The organism is Verrucomicrobiia bacterium, assembly GCA_019634625.1.
GTDB lineage: Bacteria > Verrucomicrobiota > Verrucomicrobiia > Limisphaerales > CAIMTB01 > CAIMTB01.
On the sequence record JAHCBA010000001.1, the window covers coordinates 132,826 to 151,945 of the forward strand.

12 protein-coding genes and 1 pseudogene are annotated in these 19,120 nt (G+C 67.4%); 8 read left to right on the forward strand and 5 right to left on the reverse strand.

Annotated elements, in window-relative coordinates; translation table 11 throughout:
- Window positions 1-266 precede the first annotated feature (266 nt).
- Window positions 267-1,988, forward strand: coding sequence for a DUF3459 domain-containing protein (locus KF833_00465; protein ID MBX3743758.1), 1,722 nt, complete (start codon window positions 267-269; stop codon window positions 1,986-1,988).
- Window positions 1,989-2,060: 72 nt separating this feature from the next.
- Here the strand turns inward: KF833_00465 and KF833_00470 are convergent, their stop codons facing one another.
- Both KF833_00470 and KF833_00475 read right to left on the reverse strand, forming a co-directional pair.
- Window positions 2,061-2,810, reverse strand: coding sequence for an HAD family hydrolase (locus KF833_00470; GenBank protein ID MBX3743759.1), 750 nt, complete (start codon window positions 2,808-2,810; stop codon window positions 2,061-2,063).
- Complete coding sequence (locus tag KF833_00475; GenBank protein ID MBX3743760.1) at window positions 2,792-4,390, reverse strand: hypothetical protein; 1,599 nt, start codon at window positions 4,388-4,390, stop codon at window positions 2,792-2,794. Before KF833_00475 ends, KF833_00470 begins: the two co-directional genes overlap by 19 nt.
- Window positions 4,391-4,495: 105 nt before the next feature.
- Here KF833_00475 and KF833_00480 point away from each other — a divergent pair.
- The 4 genes and pseudogenes from KF833_00480 to KF833_00495 all read left to right on the forward strand — a co-directional run bounded on the left by KF833_00480 (window position 4,496) and on the right by KF833_00495 (window position 8,892).
- Window positions 4,496-5,710: pseudogene (locus KF833_00480) on the forward strand (glycosyl transferase).
- Between the two features lie 251 nt (window positions 5,711-5,961).
- Window positions 5,962-6,474, forward strand: a complete 513-nt coding sequence (locus tag KF833_00485) for a sigma-70 family RNA polymerase sigma factor (protein MBX3743761.1) — start codon at window positions 5,962-5,964, stop codon at window positions 6,472-6,474.
- Window positions 6,471-6,995 (forward strand): hypothetical protein, encoded by a 525-nt coding sequence (locus KF833_00490; GenBank protein ID MBX3743762.1) that lies wholly within the window; start codon window positions 6,471-6,473, stop codon window positions 6,993-6,995. Before KF833_00485 ends, KF833_00490 begins: the two co-directional genes overlap by 4 nt.
- A 25-nt stretch (window positions 6,996-7,020) precedes the next feature.
- On the forward strand, window positions 7,021-8,892 hold the full coding sequence (locus KF833_00495) for a hypothetical protein (GenBank protein ID MBX3743763.1): 1,872 nt from the start codon (window positions 7,021-7,023) through the stop codon (window positions 8,890-8,892).
- 33 nt (window positions 8,893-8,925) lie between these two features.
- Here KF833_00495 and ftsY read toward each other — a convergent pair whose 3' ends face one another.
- From ftsY to nusB, 3 genes are read right to left on the reverse strand one after another with little or no spacing between them, the layout of a single operon-like run.
- Window positions 8,926-9,837: a signal recognition particle-docking protein FtsY gene (ftsY, locus tag KF833_00500; protein MBX3743764.1), complete on the reverse strand. Its 912-nt coding sequence runs from the start codon at window positions 9,835-9,837 to the stop codon at window positions 8,926-8,928.
- A gap of 53 nt (window positions 9,838-9,890) precedes the next feature.
- Window positions 9,891-10,733, reverse strand: a complete 843-nt coding sequence (locus tag KF833_00505; GenBank protein MBX3743765.1) for a PHP domain-containing protein — start codon at window positions 10,731-10,733, stop codon at window positions 9,891-9,893.
- Between the two features lie 22 nt (window positions 10,734-10,755).
- Window positions 10,756-11,262 carry a transcription antitermination factor NusB gene (nusB, locus tag KF833_00510; GenBank protein MBX3743766.1) on the reverse strand — a complete coding sequence of 169 codons (507 nt, stop codon included), beginning with the start codon at window positions 11,260-11,262 and terminating at the stop codon, window positions 10,756-10,758.
- A 275-nt stretch (window positions 11,263-11,537) separates the two neighbouring features.
- On the opposite strand from nusB, the gene KF833_00515 reads away from it, so the two are divergent.
- The 3 genes from KF833_00515 to KF833_00525 all read left to right on the forward strand — a co-directional run bounded on the left by KF833_00515 (window position 11,538) and on the right by KF833_00525 (window position 19,091).
- A complete protein-coding gene (locus tag KF833_00515; GenBank protein MBX3743767.1) occupies window positions 11,538-12,275 on the forward strand; it encodes an MFS transporter in 738 nt (245 codons plus the stop codon).
- Window positions 12,276-12,626: 351 nt separating this feature from the next.
- The gene (locus KF833_00520; protein MBX3743768.1) at window positions 12,627-15,407 is read left to right on the forward strand and encodes a tandem-95 repeat protein; all 2,781 of its coding nucleotides are present in this window, start codon (window positions 12,627-12,629) and stop codon (window positions 15,405-15,407) included.
- 570 nt (window positions 15,408-15,977) lie between these two features.
- Window positions 15,978-19,091: a tandem-95 repeat protein gene (locus KF833_00525; protein ID MBX3743769.1), complete on the forward strand. Its 3,114-nt coding sequence runs from the start codon at window positions 15,978-15,980 to the stop codon at window positions 19,089-19,091.
- Window positions 19,092-19,120: the final 29 nt, after the last annotated feature.

A 19,120-nucleotide genomic window follows, 5' to 3' on the forward strand; every position in this document is an offset into this window, starting at 1 on the left:
TGCCCCCAAAACAATAGGACCGACAGTTTACAATTTACTACTGACGCAGCCTCATAGAATTAGAATAGGTCGGTCATTTTATGGTTGATTGGGGTGATACCCGCTCGATCACGTGCTCATGCCGAACAGGCATCATCCCTGATGCTCGCCAGGGATCCCCCCCCTTCGCCTCCTTTTGCGCCTCCACGCCTCCCTCCCTCGCGTCGCCCATGGGCCCCAACCGAAAAAAGGCTCCGCCGCCCCCGCCGCGCAGCTAACGTCGGCCCATGACCGACCCCATCCATGCCCACCTCGAGTTCCTCTACGGAGCCACCGCGGCGCCCCGCCTCGCATCCCGCCTCGAAACCCTCATGGCGTCCTACCAGTCCCAGATCCCCGCCTCCCTCCAGTCCGCCAACCTCGCCGGCCTGTCCGAACGCGACGCTGTCCTCATCACCTATGCCGATCAGGTTCGCGAAGAGGGTGCCGCCCCGCTCCTAACCCTCGCCGGCTTCCTCGAACGTCACGTCGCGAACCTCCTCAGCGCCGTTCACCTGCTTCCCTTCTATCCGTGGTCCTCCGACGACGGATTCGCCGTGAAGGACTACCTCGCCGTGGAACCCGACTACGGAACGTGGAACGACATCGCCAGCATCGGCCGCTCCTTCGAACTCATGTTCGATGCGGTCTTCAATCACCTCTCCGCCCAAAGCCTGTGGTTCGATCGCTTCCGCCAGGGCGATCCCGCCTTCGCCAACTTCTTCGTGACGGTTCGCGGCCATCCGGACCTTTCCGCCGTGGTCCGGCCCCGGGCCCTCCCGCTCCTCACCGAGTTCGATACCGAGTACGGGCCGCAGCAGGTCTGGACCACCTTCAGCGCCGACCAGGTGGACCTCGACGTTCGTCATCCCGATACCCTGCTGGCGCTGCTCGAAGTCCTCCTCTTCTACGTCAGTTGCGGTGCCCGCTTCATCCGCCTCGATGCCATCGCCTACCTGTGGAAGGAGATCGGGACCCCCTGCATCCACCTGCCGCAAACCCACCGCATCATCCAGTTGATGCGCTCCATCCTCGACCGCGTCGCCCCCCGCTCCCTGCTCATCACCGAAACCAATGTGCCCCATGCCGACAACCTCTCCTACTTCGGCCGGGGCGGCGACGAGGCCCACCTGGTGTACAACTTCGCCCTGCCCCCCCTCGTGGTTCACGCCTTTCGCACGGGCGATGCCTCCTTTCTCTCCCGCTGGGCCGCCGAACTCCGCGTGCCCTCCCCCGACGTGACCTTCTTCAACTTCCTCGCCTCCCACGACGGCATCGGACTCAACCCCGTGCGCGGCATTCTCCCCCCCGAAGCCATCGAGGAACTGGTCCGCGGCACCCTCCTCCGGGGCGGCCTCATCTCTTGGAAACACAACTCCGACGGGTCCCGCGCCCCCTACGAGATGAACATCAATTACCTCGATGCCCTCGCCGATCCCGACCGCACGGAAACCCCCGGCGAACTGGCCCGCCGCCTCCTCACCGCCCACGCCATTCTCGCCGCGCTCCCCGGCATCCCCGCGATCTACTTCCATTCCCTGTTTGGCTCCCGCGGCGATCGCCCCGCCGCCGATTCCACCGGCATCCCGCGCCGCATCAACCGGGAACGCTTCCCCCTGGAACGTCTCGAAGCCGAACTCGCCACCCCCGGCACCCTCCGCGCCCTCGTCTTCGCCGGACTGGGAGAACTCCTCTCCGTGCGCCGTGCCGATCCGGCGTTCCATCCCGCCGCCTCCGCTTCGATCCTCGAACTCGATCCCCGCCTCTTCGCCATCCGTCGCCAGGCCCCCAACGATCGCTCCGTCCTCTGCCTCCACAACGTCAGCGACCAGGCCATCGATCTGCCCACCGGCCTCGCCGCCGGCTCCATCCGCTACGCCGCCGGCGCCACCCGACTTGCCGACACCCTCCATCTCGAACCCCACGGAACCGTATGGCTCGGCCCGGAACACCCGGGGTCGGATCTCTGAATTTGACATTTCCGGGCCGGAGATCGATCCCCGCCATCCCGGGCCCGGCCAACCCCGTCACCTCCCCGTCGCTCACGCCCCCAGCCGCCCGTCCAGCCAGTGCGCCATCCGCTGCCAATCCCCCGCCCCCTCCGAACCCACCCCGGCCGTCGGATCCAGCAGGAAGGTCGCCCACCCACACTGCCTGGACGGCACGATGTCGTTGTCCATCCGGTCCCCGACCATCATCGTCTCCGCCATCTCGATCCCCCGCGCCCGTAACCGGGCGTTGAGCACCTGAAAGACATGCGGGTCCGGCTTGCTGAACCCGTGCTGAAAGGACCAGAACGTCAGATCGCCCTGAAACACGTTCGCCCCCAAGCCCACCGCCGTCAGGGCATCGTTCAATTCGTGCAGCGTGTACGGCTGGGCGTTCGAGGCAATCCCCAGCACCACCCCGGAATTGAGCAGCAACCGCAGCACCGGCGCCGCCCCCGGCATCAACCCCGTCGTGTGCTGCAACCGCGCCAGGGCCACCTCGAACGCCTGGCGCGATCGTTCCGACAGCCCCTTCAGTTCCGGCAGCACATCGGCGATCACCCCGGGCCAGTACACCTCGGGATAGGCGATGCCCCGCGCCCGCGCCATCCCGTGGTCCCGTCGCACCACCGCCTCGCACCCCGCCAGAAAGGTCTCCAGGTCCAGACGCGGCCGCCCCCCAAAGGTGCTCTCCCACAACCATCGCCATCGCGTCGGCGCATCCGCCGGCGGAGGCCCCACCTCCAGCACCGTACGGTACACGTCGAAAACCGCCGCCCGCACTCTTACGAGTCCAGATCCCATAACAGTGGATAAAGATATTCCCGCGATAACCGTTCCCGGATGAACTCCCCCTGCAACGCCGCCCCCGTCGCCTCCTCCTTCCCCTCCCGCACCCGCCCCTTCGCCAGCCGCCAGAAGCGCCTCGCATAGGATCTCCCACCCAGCCACCGCCCCGCCGTCTCCGGCCACCCGCCCACCGCCAACCTCCCCTTCCCCGCCCGTCGTCGCCACTCCTCCAGAAACGGATTCCATCGCACCGCTGCCTCCCACGACACCTCCGCCGGTCGCGCCAGCACCTCCAACTGCGCCGTCAGGGTCAGACGGCTGAACGCCACCGCGCCCCCCTCCGCCTCCCCCGTCACCAACGCCGGCACCTCGGCCCACCCCCGGCACGACGCCGGAAGCCGCCTCCGCCACGCCTCGAATAGCCGCTTCTGCCGCACTCTTTCGCTATCGGCATCAAACAACTCCGGATCAATCAGGATCTCCCTGTACCCGTGCGGAAACCGGAACCCGAACCGCCGCAAATCCGGCGCCACATTCGGCAGGCTCCGCGCCACCAACGGCCGGCCCGCCGCCGTCCCCTCCACATACGGCAGACCAAATCCCTCCTGCAGCGACGTCAACAGCACCGCCTCGCTCGCCCCCAGCAACTCCGGGATGCTCGGATGCCCGTTGCCCCGCGCCGACAACACCCCCAACCGCACCCGCCATCCCCCGGCCTTCGATGCCGCCTCCAGCCGCGCCCAATACGGCCGTTCATCGGCCGAACTGGGTCCCCCCGTGGTCACCAGCCACGCCTCCGGTCGCAGCCAGCGCGTCAGCAGCCATGCCTCCGCCACGTTCTTCCGCCGCAGCAACCGGCAGGGCAGCAGCCATACCGGGGCCCGCTCCCCCACCGCCTCGTCCAGCCATGCCCGTGCCCGCCCTACCGCGGCGCGCGACGGCCCGTCGCCCGGCTCCACCAGATTCGGCAGCCAGCCGCTTCGCACTCCCGCATGCCGCCGCAATATCGACGCGTCCGCCCGGTTGATGGCGGCATGACGCACCCACGGAGAACCCGGAAACACCGCCCCGGCCGCCGCTCCCAGCGTCCCGAATCCCGAAGCCCGGATCTCCGGCCAACGCCGCCATCGCTGGTCAAACCACCAGTCGTGATGATGCGCCACCAGCGGGATCCCCATCCCATCGCATGCCGCCATCAGCGTCTGCGCCATCGGAAAATTCCGCCCCAACCCCAGATTGTGCGCCCATACCACCACCCGCCCGCCCCCCCTCTGCACCTCCCCCGCCGCTTCCCCCAGCAATCGCCCCCACACCGCTCGAAGCCGGCTGCGAAGCCCGTCCGCCGATCGTCGCTGTTCCGCCCGGTACCGAAACACCCCGTCCACCCAGAATCGCACCGGAATCCCCCCCATCGACGTCTCCAGTCCCTTCACCCAGTCAGGATCCCCCGCCTCGCCCGTCGCCACCGTCACCCTTCCAGCCCCCTCCCCCGCACCGCCACTGCCCCACTCCCGCATCAGATGGGGTAACGCCACTTCGATCACCCGTCGCACGCCTCCCGGACGCAGATGGTGGTGAACCACGATCAAATGCACGTGGTGCGAAGTCTGCGCAGAATCGGCCCCCGCGAGAACGACAAACTTTCCCCGGATCCTCCCTTGGCGTTGTTTCCCCCGGTCAGGCACACTGCCCCTCCATCCATGGCCGACTTCTTCCAGACCGGAGCCGTCGCCACCCTCCATCGCCTGGGCCGGCCCGACCTCGCCCGCATGGAGGGCGAACTCGTCGAATTCGCCCGGGAAACCCCCATCGCCCTCGTCCTCCCCTGCCACATCCGCGAACTCGGCTCCCGCGCCCTCCGCGGCATCATCCGCGAACTCGCCCAGGTCCCCTACCTCCAGCAGATCATCGTCGGCATCGACGGCGCCACCCGCCTCCGCGACTGGCAGCTCGCCCGCCACACCTTCGCCCCCCTCCCCAAATCCACCCGCCTCCTCTGGAATGACGGCCCCCGCATGCAGGCCCTCTTCGAACAACTCGACGAGGCCGAACTCGAACCCGGCCCCACCGGCAAGGGTCGCAATGTCTGGATCTGTTTCGGCTACGCCCTCGCCAGTGACCGCGCCCGCATGCTCGCCGTCCACGACTGCGACATCATCACCTACGGCCGCGAACTCCTCGCCCGCCTCTGCTACCCCGTCGCCCATCCCAGCCTCGGCTTCGACTTCTGCAAAGGCTACTACGCCCGCGTCACCGACCGCCTCAACGGCCGCGTCATGCGCCTCCTCGTCACCCCCATGCTCCGCGCCCTGCGCAGCATCCTCGGCCATCACCCCTACCTGGTGTACATGGACACCTTCCGCTATCCCCTCGCCGGCGAAGTCGCCCTCGATCTCGACATCGCCCGCCGCGTCCGCATGCCCCACGACTGGGCCGTCGAAATCGGTCTCCTCGCCGAGGTCTTCCGCAACTCCGCCCCTCGCGCCATCTGCCAGTCCGAACTCTGCGAAAACTACGACCACAAACACCAGGACCTCTCCGTTCGCGACTCCGACAAGGGCCTCAACAAAATGGCCGCCGATATCGCCAAGTCCGTCTTCCGCCGCATCGCCGCCGAAGGCATCAAACTCGATGCCGGCGTCTTCGACACCCTCCTCAGCGCCTACATGCGCCAGGCCGAGGACACCCTCCGCTTCTACGCCGCCGATGCCATGGTCAATGGCCTCACCTACCCCCGCCACGAGGAGGAACGCGCCGTCGCCACCTTCGTCCGCAGCATCCGCTCCGCCGTGAAGGACTTCCTCTCCGATCCCCTCGGCAGCCCCCTCATCGCCAACTAGAACCGCGTCCAGTCCGCCCTCCCCGACTTCTTCGAAAAACTCCAGGCCGCCGTCGAAGCCGATAACCGCGCCTGACCCTCCCCATTCCCCATTCGCCGTTCGCCGTTCGCCATTCGCCATTCGCCCCCCCGCAAACCGAAAGGGGGAGTCGGCAGACCTCTTCGTACTGCCCGACTCCCCTGAGCACCTTGGTCCCGGTGGAACCGTCTTCACCCGGCGGCCTGTGGGTTGTCTTGGGGGGATTCCCTTCCCACCGGGACGGAATCGCCGCCGGATCGTCACTGCACTAGACAAATCGGCACTTCCCGCGCGTCCTTGAGGTGGACATGTCCCCCGAAGCCGAACTGGCAAGGCTCTACGACGCCCATGCCACCGCCCTGTACGCCTTCGGCATGAGTCTCACCCGCGACCAGGACGACACCCGCGATCTGCTTCAGGAGGTGTTCGTCCGCCTCGCCCGCGATCCGTCCCGCCTCCTCGGTCTCCGCGACGAGCGGCACTATCTCCTACGCCTCCTCCACAATGCCGCCATCGACCTCTTCCGCCGCCGCCACACCCGCGCCGCCGCCTCCGAAGCCCTCGCCGCCCAACCCCGCCCCACCTTCGCCCCGTCCCCCGACCCGGACGAACAGGTCCATCGTGACGCCCTCGCCCTCGCCCTCTCGGAACTGCCCCCGGAACAACGCCAGGTGCTCCACCTCAAGCTCTGGGAAAACCTCACCTTCGAGGCCATCGCCGATCTCCTCCGCATCCCCCTCAACACCGCCGCCAGTCGCTACCGCTACGGCTTAGACAAACTCCGCCACCGCCTGCGTCCTCTCTACGAAGAGATCCGATGAAACCCGAGGACTTCGAATCACGACTCTCCCGCACCCCGCTGCAACCGCCCCCGGCAGCCTGGCGCGAAGAGACCCTCGCCGCCGCCCGCGCCGCCCTCCCAGTCCCGCGGCACGAACGCCATCCCACCCCGCGTCGAACGCCCCTCGCCATCCTCGCCACGCTGTGGCACCGCTGGCACCCCCTTCGCCCCGCCCCCAGCGCCCCGTGGGCCGCCCTCGCCGGTGCCGGCCTTCTCGTCCTCGCCCTCCACGGCGTCGGCCGATGGATCGATCACCAGGCCGCCGCCCCCGGAATGCCCTCGGCTGCCGCCCACGATTCCCTCGCCGCCGTGATCGCCGCCGCCCGTTCCTATCATGCCCAGGTCCTCGCCGTCGCCATGCTCGATGGCACCCGCGACGCCGCGATCGACGAATCCGAACCGTCCGCCCAACCGCCGGATCCAAAGGCCGGCCGCCCCCGTTCCCATTGGAACCCAGCCCAACCCGGCACCGTCCCGTTCGTCACCCCTCTCCCCGCCTGACCCCTCACCCCATCAGGAGTCCACCATGAACCGCTCCCTCCAACGCATCCTGCTCTCCTGGGCCGATTCTCCCTGGAACTGGCTCCCCTTCACCCGCCTCCGCCCGCCCCCGCACCAACCCATCCCGGCCGCCTGGATCGCCCTTCATGCCCTCTCCGGAATGGTCTGGTTCGGACTCCCCATCCTCCTCGCCGCCCGCGGCATCCTCGGACGCTGGAGCGCCCCTGCCTTCCTGATCCCGGGTCTCGTCGGTCTGATTGCCGCCCTGATGTGGCACCTCATGCTCCGCGCCGCCTGGAACCGCCGGGCCGCCAGCCTCGCCGCAACCCCCGCCTCCCAGGATTCCGCACCCGGCAGCCTCCCCGCGCCACCCGCTCCAGCCACCCGCCTCAACCCGCTCGAACGCTGGGTCCTTCAGCCGCTCCTCGTCCTGCTGGTCCTCTACGTCGCCATCACCTTCGTGTACGGCGTCGAGAACCTCCGCGGCGCCCTTGCCCTCCGCGCCCTGCACCGCGATCTGCAGGCCCAAGGCCTCCCCATCGCCCCCGCCGACCTCCTCCCCCCGCCCGTCCCCGACGACCGCAATCTCGCCGTCATCCCCCTGTTCAGTCCGCTCTTCGCCTATGACTCGCTGCCCACGGGGATTCGCTGGCACGACACCAATGCCTACCAGCGCGCCCAGAAGGCCTTCACCTACGAGGATCCCCGGACCCCGTTCCAGCGCTTTGCGAAGGATCGGGGAACCCCCGTGGGCGCCTGGCCGGACGGCCAACGCCTGGACCTCGCCGTCTGGCAGGCCTACTTCGCGTCGCTGCCCGACCGGCCTGAGCCCAACCCGGACGCCTCCCCCGGCGCATCCGTTCTCGCCGCCCTCGATCCCCTCGAAGATGACCTCGATCAACTTCGTTCCGCCGCACGGTCCCGCCCGGAGAGCCTCTTCCCGCTGCACTACGAGGAAGGATTCCATATGCTGCTGCCCCACATGGCAGTCCTGAGACGCACGTCCGAACTCCTCCGGCTCCGCGCGGTCGCCCTCCTCTCCGAGGACCGCACCGACGAGGCTCTCGCCGAGACCCTCCTCGCCCTCCGCCTCAGCGACGCCATCCGGAACGAGCCCATCCTCATCAGCCTCCTCGTCCGCGTCGTCATCGATCGCACCGCCCTCCAGTCCGTGTGGGAAGGCTGCCTCGATCGCCGCTGGAACGAATCGCAGCTCCGCACCCTCCAACAGGCCTTCGCCACCCGGCGCTACCTCGACGACATGGCCACCGTCCTCCATGGGGAACGTGTCTTCGGCAGTCACACCTATGACGTCATGGTCCGGGGCGGAGATCCCCTGCGCACCCTGCTGGGGATGATCGCCGACAACGATCACAGTTTCGCGTCGTTCATCCGATTCATCCCGCGGGGCTGGATCCGCCAGAACCAGGTTGCCCATTCCCGCCACCTGGGCGTCCTCGTCGACGATCTCCAACGCGCCCCGTCCCATGCCGCCCTCCCCCCCGGCGATGAGCGCCTCCTCCAAACGATCGACCGGCGATCCCCGTTCACCATCATCGCCGGCATGCTCCTCCCGGCCCTCGCCAAATCCCACACCCGCGCCTACCACGCCGAAGCCGTCAGCCGCCTCGCCCTCGCCGGCCTCGCCCTCGAACGTCATCGCCTCGCCGAAGGCCGCTATCCCGACCGCCTCGACGCCCTCGTCCCCCGATTCCTCGAGTCCGTCCCCATCGATCCCATGGACGGCCAGCCCCTTCGCTATCGCCTCACCGACACCGGCGACTTCCAGCTCTACTCGGTGGGCGAAGATCACCGCGACGACCACGGCACCCGCCCCCGCCCCGGCATGTCCACCGGCACGCACGCCCCCCGTTCCGGCGATCTCGTCTGGCGCTGACCCGTCCGCAACCCGGCCCCAAACCGGCCCCGGTCACTCCGCAAACAGCGCCGCGGCAAATGCCCCGGCGTCGAACGGCTGCAGATCGTCCGCCTGCTCGCCCACGCCGATGAACCGGACGGGCAACCCCAGCTCCTTCCGAATCGCCACCACCATCCCGCCCTTGCTGGTCCCGTCCAGCTTGGTGATCACCAGGCCCGTCAGCGGCACCGCCTTGTGGAACTCCCGCGCCTGGCTCAGCGCATTCATCCCCGTGGTGGCGTCCAGCACCAGCAGCACCTCGTGCGGCGCCCCCGGACACTGCTTCCCAATGACCCGGTGCAGCTTCTGAAGCTCCTGCATCAGATTGTGCTTGGTGTGCAACCGCCCCGCCGTGTCCACCAGCAGGAAGTCCGCCTTCCGCGCCCGCGCCGCCGTCACGGCATCGTGCCCCACGGCCGCCGCATCCGCCCCGTACGCCCCCGCCACCACCGGCACGTCCAGCCGCTGACCCCATAGCTTCAACTGCTCGATCGCCGCCGCCCGAAACGTGTCGCAGGCCGCGATCACCGACGTCCGGCCCCCGCCCCGCATCCAGTGCGCCAGCTTCGCCGTCGTCGTCGTCTTCCCCGTCCCGTTCACCCCCACAATCGACACCACCGTCACCTCGCCGCCCCGCGGTTCCAATCCCGCCACGTTGCCCTCGAACACCCGCTCGACCTCCCGTCGCGCCACCTCCAGCACGTCCTCCCCGCCCCGACCCTGCGATTCGTACGCCTGCCGCACCGCCCCCACAATCTGCTGCGTCGTCGCCAACCCGAAATCCGCCCCCATCAACGCCGCCTCGATGTCGCCCAGCACATCCGAAGTCAGCTTCGGCGACAGCGTCACGATGCGCTTCAGCTCGTGCACCAGCCGCTGCTGCGTCTTCTGCAGCCCGCTCCTGATCTTGTCGAAAAATCCCATGAAAATATCGCCTTCGCTCGGCCGCCGCCGCCGCCATCCTCATTCGCCTGTCGTCAACCCTCCCCGACCGCACCCCGCACCCCCGATCCATGCCGGGCCCGCAACGCCTCGACATGCTCCCACCCCAGCCGCACCGTGCCCATCGTCGGCCGGTTCTTGCTCCGGCCGTGACAGTCCGATCCGCCGGTCACCAGCAGCCCGTAGCCCCGCGCCAGACCGAGATACTTCTCCACGGCCGCCGGGCCGTGCTTCGGGTGATGACATTCCAGCCCGTCCACCCCGAGGCGCACCAGGCGATCGATCATCCTGTCGTCGTGGTTCAACCCGGGATGCGCCATCACCGCGATCCCGCCTGCCTCATGGATCAATGCCACCGCCCGCTCGGCCGACATCTTCCACTTCGGCACCCAGCCGGGACGGTTCTTCTTCAGGTAGCGGTCGAACGCCTCGTCGAGGCTGGTGCAATGACCCCCCGCCACCAGCGCCCGCGCCACATGCGGCCGACCCGGGGCCCGACACGCCGCCAGTTCAAACACCCGCTCCTCCATCAGGGGAATGCCCAGCGCGTTCAGCCGCGCCACCATCTCCCGCACCCGGTCCTGCCGCACCTTCTGCGCCTCGCCCAACGCGGTCCGAAGTCCGTCGTGCCCCGTGTCCACCAGATACCCGAGGATGTGCAATTCCCGCCCCTTCAGCTCCGCCGTGATCTCCGTCCCCGTCAGAAATCCAATCCCCGCCCGCTCCGCCAGCCCCGCCACCTCCGCACACCCCTCGATCGTGTCGTGATCCGTCAACGCAATCGCCGACAACCCGTGCCCGGTCGCCGCCTCCACCAACTCGGACGGCGTGTACGTGCCGTCCGAATGACGTGTGTGAAGGTGCAGGTCGGCGACCATCGAACATCATCCCGCCCGCCGCTCAGGCGCCCGCCGGCTCCCTTGCCGGACGATTCAATTCCCCCTTGATCCGGTCCAGTATCCCGTTCACGAACTTCCCGCTGTCCGCCGTCGAAAACTTCCGCGCAATCTCGATCGCCTCGTTGATCGTCACCACCGGCGGAATGTCCTCCCGATACTGGAGTTCATACACCGCCATCCGCAGCAGACTCCGGTCCACCGACGCCAGCCGGTTCAGCGACCAGTTGATCATCACCTCGCTCAACCGCCGGTCGATGTCCTCCCGCCGGGTCAACGTCCCCCGGATCAACCCGTCGGCAAACACCCGGATCTCCGCCTCCTCCACCGTGGGCCCCGGCGGCGGCTCGCCCTCCCCCACCGGCCGCTCCACCCCGCGCTCGGACCGCATCACCGCAAACTGCTCCTCCCAGAAGGCATCCAGTTCCCTGCCGAGATCCTCCATCGGATTCACCTCGTGCTGGAACAGGAACTGCAACGCCTTTTCCCGGGCCACCCGTCGCAACCGCATGCCGTCACCTTGCCGGACCCGGACCCCACCCGTCAAACGCCGCAGTGCATCCCGGAGTTGTGGGTAGAGGTGCGAACTCCGCCAAATGGCGCTTCGGAGGGCCGGGTTCCACGAGGCCGCAACGGTGTGGAGCGTTGGGTTGAGGACTCGCGGAGCTCGTCCCTCCGATTCGCTGGCCCGGTACCGACAACCTGGGGATGCACCGCAAACGCCGCCTCCCCCCAACTCGGACTTGCCCTCCACCCCAGGCAACGGAAGTGTCGGCCAAACTCACCATGGATACCTCACCGGTCGCGACGTCCACCCCCGCCCCCGCCCCGCCCCGCGAAAACCTCTGGATCAATCTCCTCTGCAATGCCGTCTTCCCCGCCGTCATCCTCACCACCCTCAGCAAGGAACACCGCCTCGGCCCCATGTGGGCCCTCATCGTCGCCGTCTCCCTGCCCCTCACCTACGGCATCTACGACCTCGCCTCCCGCCGGAAATGGAACGTCTTCTCCGTCCTCGGCGTCATCAGCATCTCCCTCACCGGCGGCTTCGGCCTGTTCAAACTCTCCGGCCTCTGGTTCGCCATCAAGGAAGCCGCCGTCCCCCTCGTCCTCGGTGCCGCCGTCCCCCTCACCCTCCACACCCGCCAGCCCCTCGTCCGTATCCTCGTCTGCAACGAGCAGATCATGAACATGCCCAAGGTCGAGGCCGCCCTCCACGCCGCCAACGCCTGGCCCGCCTTCCAGGCCCTCCTCCGCCGCGTCTCCTGGATCATCGCCGGCTCGTTCGCCCTCAGCGCCACCCTCAACTTCTTCCTCGCCCTCTGGATCCTCCGCAGCCCCTCCGGCACCCCCGAGTTCGCCGAGGAACTCGGCCGCCTCACCGTCCTCAGCTATCCCGTCATCACCCTCCCCACCATGGTCGTCATGATGTTCGCCCTCTGGAAACTCATCGCCGGCCTCGAAAAACTGACCGGCCTCTCCGGCGAGGAGCTGTTCCACGACCGCCGCACCAAAGCCCCCTGAACCCCACCCCGAAAACCTTCTCAAACCCAGCCCGCCCGCTCCGCCCTCCGCCCTCCGCCCTTCGCCCTTTGCCCTTTTTCCACCCGGGTTTCATTTTTGTCCCAGGAATGGCTTGACCTCTCACCCTCATTGCCGATTCTTGGCGCGTCACCGATGGCGGCATCGCAGGGCGTCGTAGCTGCCCTGCACGGCTCGAGGGGACGGGTTGAGCGCTTCACGCGCTAGGGAAGGGATGAGCCGGCCTGACCACCCAAGATCAAGGGTTGTCGCTGTCACGAACAGTTAAGCCGTTCCATCGTGCAATCCCGAATCCTGGGGTCGTGCAGACCCGTATCCTTGTGTCTCGTCGTCATGACCTTCATGGCGACCCTCACCTCCTCCCTTCATGCCACCTCCGTCGGCCTGGCATGGAATCCCAACCCGGAACCCGATGTCGTCGGGTACCGCGTCTATCGAGGCACCCAGAGCGGTGCCTATGACTGGGTCCAGGATGCCGGCCCGGAGCCCTCGGCGACCATCACCGGCCTGCAAACCGGGCAGATCTACTACTTCGTCGTGACCGCACGCAACCGGGCCGGCCTCGAAAGCAGTCCCTCCAAGGAAGTCCAGTTCGAGGTCCCCGGCGGCAGAGGCTCCCGCCCCGTTGCCCTCTCCGACTCCGGTACCCTCTCCGCCTCCTCCTCCCTCGCCTTCACCCTCTCCGGATCCGACCCCGACGGCGATGCGCTCGCCTTTGTCGTCACGGCGCCGCCCAACCACGGATCCCTCTCCGGCAAACCGCCCCAGCTCATCTACACGCCCGATCCCGGCTTCAGTGGCACCGATTCCCTCCAGTTCACCGTCAGCGACGGCAACCTCGTCTCGTCGCCAGCCACCTTCTTTCTCCATGTCTTCGCCCCCAACCGTCCCCCGGTCGCCTTCCCCGGTTCATGGACCCAGTCGGGCACCGCAACGCTCAACCTGACCCTCGAAGGCGACGACCCGGACGGAGACCCGCTCGCTTTCCTCGTCACCACCCCCCCCTCCAAGGGCACCCTCTCCGGAACCGCCCCCAAACTCACCTACCGGCCCTTCGCCGGCGCCAGCGGCACGGATAGCTTCGAGTTCGCGGTCCATGACGGCGCCCTCACCTCAGCCCCGGCCACCGTTTCCATCGTCCTCGCCAGCGCCAACACGCCCCCCGTCGCCCACCCCAGGTTCCTGACCATCGAGGCCGATTCCACCATTCCCTTCACCCTCCGCGCCACCGATCCGGAAGGGGACTTCTTGACCTTCGCCGTCATCGAGTTCCCTTCCCACGGGGTCCTTTCGGGATCGCCGCCCAAGGTCCAGTACTCCCCCAACCCCGGCTTCACCGGGATCGATACCCTCCGCTTCGTCGCCAACGACGGCGAATTCACCTCCCTCCCGTCCACCGTGACCTTCACCGTGGTCTCCGCCAACCGCCCCCCGGTCGCCACCCCGTTCTCCATCTCGGGAGCGGCGGATACCTCCCTTCCCATGACGCTCTCGGGCCAGGATCCCGACGGCGACGCCCTCTCCTTCCAAATCGTCCGCCCCCCGACCCACGGATCCCTCTCCGGCAGTCCCCCCTCGATTCTCTACCAGCCGGCATCCGGATTCTCGGGCGCGGACTCCTTTGAGTTCCGGGTCAGCGACGGTTCCAACTTCTCCACCCCGGCCACCGTCTCCATCACCGTGCTCCCCCAAAACCAGGCGCCCGTCGCCCACCAACTCTCGATCAAGCTGTCCGCCGATTCCTCCCAGTCGTTTCAAATCACCGGCTCCGATCCCGACGGCGATCCCATCACCTTCCAGGTCACCCGTCATCCCTCCTCCGGAACCCTCACCGGTACGGCCCCCAACCTCACCTACCGCCCCAATCCCGGCTTCTCCGGCTCCGACTCCATCCGCTTCACCGTCAGCGACGGATCCCTGACCTCCACCCCCGCCACCGTCCTCTTCAGCGTCACCACCCCCAATCGCGCCCCGGTCGCCCAACCCCTCTCCCTCAGCACCACCCAGGGAACCCAGCTCCCCCTGACGCTCGCCGGCTCTGACCCCGATGGCGATCCCATCTCCTTTCACATCAGCAAGGGCCCCTCCAACGGCACCCTCACCGGCAAGCCGCCCCTGGTGACCTACCTGCCTGGACCCGGCTTCCTCGGATCGGACTCCTTCCAGTTCGTCGTCTCCGACGGCAAGACCGACTCCGCCCCCGCCACCGTGTCCCTCAAGGTCAACCCCCTCAACAGCCCCCCGGTTGCCATCGCCGCCAGCCTGTTCACCGGATTCAATATGCCGCTCCCCCTCGTCCTCGTCGGCCTTGACCCCGATGGCGATCCCTTGTCCTTCCACATCGACCGCCTCCCCGGAAACGGCTTCCTCTCCGGCACCCCCCCCATTCTCACCTACTGGCCCAGGGGCAATTTCTCCGGTTCGGACTCCTTCTCGTTCCGTGTCTCGGACGGACATCACACCTCCGAATCCGCCACCATCTCCCTCAGCGTCCTCTCCATTCGCCTGGCCTCCTCCTCCGCCTCCATCGAGGATTCCGAACTGGCTCCCGAACTGGCAACGGATGCCCCGCCCCCGCAGGAAACCCTCCTCGTCACCAGGGAAGGCTCCACCTCCTCCCTCCTCTCAGGCGCCAGCCACCTCGGCGGCGAACGCACGGAGGCCGCCTCCACCCAACAACCCCGCATCGCCCCGGGTCAGCCGCCCATGGCCGGCTCCCTGGAACTCGCTCCCGACGGCTCGTTCCTCTATCGCCACCTCCGTCCAGGCACCTTCACCGACCAGTTCTCGTACTGGGTCCTCGACGGCGACGAACCCCTCTTCGAAACCGTCGTGCCCATCCATATCCTTCAGTGGGCCCACGTCGAAATCCACGGTGCCAACCTCCGTCTCGAGTTCTACGTCGCCCCCGGCGCCGACTATCACGTCGAACTTCAGGAATTCCCCTACGACCCCGCCGCCCCCTGGCACCCGATGATCGCCTTCCCGGCCCATGCCGCCGGAATCGTCACCGTCTGGGATCATCTCCCGCCCGCCGACCAGCCCCGGTCCTATCGCGTACGCTGCATCACCCCCCACAGCGAATGGACCTACACGCTCCCCGCTAGGCCGTAACTCTCGCGCGACCCGCCAGGTCCCGGGTACCCCAATCCGCGACCCACACCCGCCCCCCTGGGGGCCCTGACCGCCCGGCCATCCTTCCCTCGGAAGGATCGCCGGGCGGTCCATTTTCAGCCTCCTCTCCCCCGGCATTCGTCACGAACAACCCTCTGGAACACCCTCTCTCCGTCTGTTGCCCCCCCTCCTGGACTCTCTTCCCCTCCCCTTCCGCTGATCCCGCCTAACCCCTTCGCACTGTGACGGCAGGATCGCGAAACGCGCCCGCGTTGCCCCCCTTCGCCTGAACCGACTTTACGGCGTCAACAAGAATTTTCGCCTCAGTCGATTCAGGTTTTCCAACCGGATCCGATAACTCCAAGTGGTTGGACATCATAGATTTAAACCAAATCAACCTAATCCACGAATGTTAGGCCTGCATACCTACTCAACCCCCGCTGAGTCGCCGTTCGACAAGCAGGTTCGCCTAGGAAATTCAGGCAGTCGATCGACTCCCATCCGCCGCTAAGCCGACGCCGCCATGTCGGCGCCCGTAGCAACCGATTCCAAAGTCAACCACCAAGTCGTATGTCAACTCCTCTAAGTAGAACCCGTCGTTCGCTCCTGCTCGCCTGGCTGGGCACCCTGCTGACCCTCGCCGGTATCGCCTCCCTCCACGCCGAAACCATCCGCCTGGAATGGGACCCCAACACCGAGTCCAACATCGGCGGTTACCGCGTGTACTGCGGCGCCGCCAGCGCGACCTATGACACCGTCATCGACGTCGGCAATCAAACCCACGCCGACATCGCCGACCTCCTTCATGACCGCACCTACTACTTCGTGGTGACCGCCTACGACATCACCGGCCTCGAAAGCCCGCCCTCCAACGAGGTCTTCCACAAAGTCGCCAAACTCAACCTGCCGCCCTCGGGCTCCGAGCTCGTCATCACGCTGGCCGAGAACGGTTCCGCCTCCTTCACCCTGTCCGGTTCCGATCCCGATGGCGACCCCATCGACTTCGCCATCCTCACCACGGTGAAGTACGGCACCCTTTCGGGTAGCCTCCCCCTCCTGACCTACACGCCCTTCGCCAATTTCCACGGCACGGACGCCTTCACCTACGTCGTCAGCGATGGGCACCTGACCTCCGACCCGATCACCGTCACCTTCCAGGTCACCAAGGTCAACAAGGCCCCCGTCGCCTCCAACCTCGCCGTCTCCACCCCCGAAGCCACCCCGGTCTCCTTCACCCTCGCCGGCTCCGATCCCGACGGCGATCCCATCACCTACAAGGTCGAGGCCGCTCCCAAGTACGGCAGCCTGTCCGGCTCCGCCCCCAACCTGACCTACACCCCGGCCGCCGGGTTCCATGGCTCCGATTTCCTCACCTTCTCCGTCTCCGACGGCAAGCTCACCTCCACTCACGCCACCGTCTCCATCTCCGTCTCCAAGGTCAATCAACCGCCCGTCGCCCATCACTTCAAACTCACCCTCGACTCAGGATCGTCCGCCCCCGTCACGCTCCAAGGCACCGATCCCGACGGCGATCCCCTCGTCTTCGTCATCACCCGTCAGCCGACCTATGGCGTCATCCTCGGCACGCCCCCGAATATCATCTACCAGGCCAATGCCGGATATTCGGGTTCAGACTCCATCCGCTTCACTGTCAGCGACGGGGAATTCACCTCGGCGCCCGCCACCGGCATGATCACCATCCTCGCCGTCAATCAGGCCCCCGTCGCCTCCAACCTCGCCGTCTCCACGCTCGAGGACGGCGCGGTCTCCTTCACCCTCGCCGGCTCCGATCCCGACGGCGACGCCATCACCTACAAGGTCGAGTCCGGTCCCAAGAATGGCAGCCTGTCCGGCTCCGCCCCCAATCTGACCTACACCCCGACCGCCGGCTTCCACGGCTCCGATTCCCTCACCTTCTCCGTCTCCGACGGCAAGCTCACCTCCGCCCACGCCACCGTCTCCATCACCGTCACCAAGGTCAACAAGGCCCCCGTCGCTTCCAACCTCGCCGTCTCCACGCCCGAGGACAGCCCGGTCTCCTTCACTCTCACGGCCTCCGATCCCGATGGCGATCCCATCACCTACAAGATCGAATCCGCCCCCAAGAACGGTTCCACCTCGGGCACCGCTCCCAACCTGACCTACACCCCGAAGCCTGGCTTCCACGGCTCCGATTCCCTCACCTTCTCCGTCTCCGACGGCAAGCTCACCTCCGCCCACGCCACCGTCTCCATCACCGTCACCAAGGTCAACAAGGCCCCCGTCGCCTACGCCGCCACCGTGGCCACCGAACAAGGCGCTTCCGTCGCCGTCACCCTGAAGGGGTCCGACCCCGATGGCGATGCCATCACCTTCAAGACTCAGAGCGGGCCCGCCAAGGGCACCCTGACGGGAACGGCCCCGAATCTGACCTACACCCCGAATTCCGGGTTCCATGGCTCGGACGAGTTCACCTTCACCGTCAGCGATGGCTCGCTCACCTCGGCGCCCGCCAAGATCTCCATCACGGTGATCCGCACCGCCACCCCGCCAGTCGCCCATCCGGACGGCATCCTCGTGGCCCAGGGCGCCTCCTCCAGCATCCTTGTCAGTGGCGCCACCTCGGTGCTCGCCAATGACACCGACGCTTCGGGTGTCACTGCGTTCGCCACGCTCAAGACGCCTCCCGTCCACGGAGCCGTCACCCTGGCCGCAAACGGCACCTTCACCTACCGGCACTTCGGTGGCACCGACCTCGCCGACACCTTCACCTACACCGCCTCCAACGACTCCGGCGAAAGCGCCGAGGCGGTCGTCCATGTCCGCGTCCTCCAGGTGGCCGCCATTCGCACCCTCAGCACCGGCGCCGAACTCGAGTTCGCCGTGACCCAGGGCATCGAGTACACCGTCGAATGCCAGAATGCCTCCCCGGGTGCCATCGGACCCTGGGCCGTTCTCACCCGCTTCACGGCGACCACCGACGGCTTCGCCGCGGTCACGGACCCTGCGGCCTCCACCACGCCGAACCGCCTCTACCGGGTCCGCTCCACCGGGGCGCACGGCGACGTAACCAGCGAACCCTGGGGCTACATGCAGATGACCCTGAATGCCTCCGGCGCCCCCCTGACCTCGCCCTTCACCGGCTCCATCGTCCGCCGCGCCCAACTCACCGCCCGCGGTGCCAGCTGGATCCGGCTGGAAGGAGCCCCCTGGGCCGACAAGCAACTCAGCCCACACCGCGGACTCGCGTCACACATCGCCGTCGTCGTCGCCAGCGCCAACCCGGCGGCCGTCGGCCGCTCCTGGACGGTCCGGCTCCATGACGACTCCACCATCGCCCTCAACTCCGGGACCGAAAACGTGGCGCACGTCCTCCAGGTCGGCGATGTGGTCGAAATCCAGACCACCATCACCATCGCCAGCCTCTTCGGTGTGGCCGGCTCCCCCAACGCCCTCCTCAAGCAGAACGACACCGTCACCATCCACGCGATGGAACCCCAGGAGGGCTGGACCCTCCGCTACTCGGTCGCCCGCAACAGCGCCGCCGGTTACTACATGTCCACCCCCGCCGGCATGGTCGGCCCCTTCGACGGCACGACCCTCTACCTCCTCCCCGGTCAATCCTTCTCGCCTCCGTCCAGTCCCAAGAGCGGCGTGAAGGCCATCGGTTCGGGCCGGATCGCGGACGGATCGGATTCCCGATAGTCCGAATCAGCCGGCCCGCCCGGCTGGAC